Origin of the sequence: Asaia sp. SF2.1, assembly GCF_000505765.1 — a bacterium.
GTDB lineage: Bacteria > Pseudomonadota > Alphaproteobacteria > Acetobacterales > Acetobacteraceae > Asaia > Asaia bogorensis.
In genome coordinates this window covers 79,118-79,824 of record NZ_AYXS01000003.1, presented here as the reverse complement: position 1 = coordinate 79,824, position 707 = coordinate 79,118, and the positions used below count along the sequence as shown (strand labels likewise).

General features: G+C 65.8%; 1 pseudogene. It reads left to right on the top strand.

Annotated elements, in window-relative coordinates:
• A pseudogene (locus tag P792_RS38235) lies at window positions 1–707 on the top strand (lactate dehydrogenase); the annotation flags it as partial.

The following is a 707-nucleotide window of genomic DNA, read 5'->3' as shown; positions in this document are numbered from 1 at the left end:
GGTCGCCATTCGCAAGGGCGAGCAGAAGGAGGGCATCTTCCAGAAGCACGCGCGTATCATCGAGGCGATGATCCCCGTGCGCGATGCGACCCGCGCTGTGCTGCGGGCACAGTTCGAGAACAAGCCGTTTGCCGGTCTGCAGGCGAGCCTCAAGCGTGCCTGGCTGAACTTCACGCGCCAGTTCGGCCCGATCAACCATACCAAGACGACAACCCGCGTCGACGCCGTGACCGGCGCCGAGAGCGAGACCCAGCGTCGCCCGAACCTCCAGACCTTCCTCGACGATCCCGATGTCTGGCTCGTCTCCTCGATCGAGCGTTATGACGAGGAGACCGACACGGCCGAACCGGGGCCGCTCTTTACCGATCGCGTGATTCAGGCGCCGTCCGAACCCGAGATCCATTCGGTTCATGACGCCCTGGCCGTGTGCCTGCATGAAGCCGGACGCGTCGAGCTGCCGATCGTGGCCGAGTTGATGGGGCAGAGCGAAGAAGCCGTGACGGCCGAGCTGGGCAGCAGCATCTTCCTCGAGCCAAGCCGCTCGAGCAATGGCCGCCCGGTATGGGTGACGTCTGACGAGTATCTTTCCGGTGCCGTGCGCACCAAGCTCGCCGAGGCGCGCGAAGCCGCTGCGCGCGATGCACGCTACGCGCGCAACGTCTCAGCCCTCGAGGCCGTGCAGCCCGAGGATTTGCGTCCGAGCGACA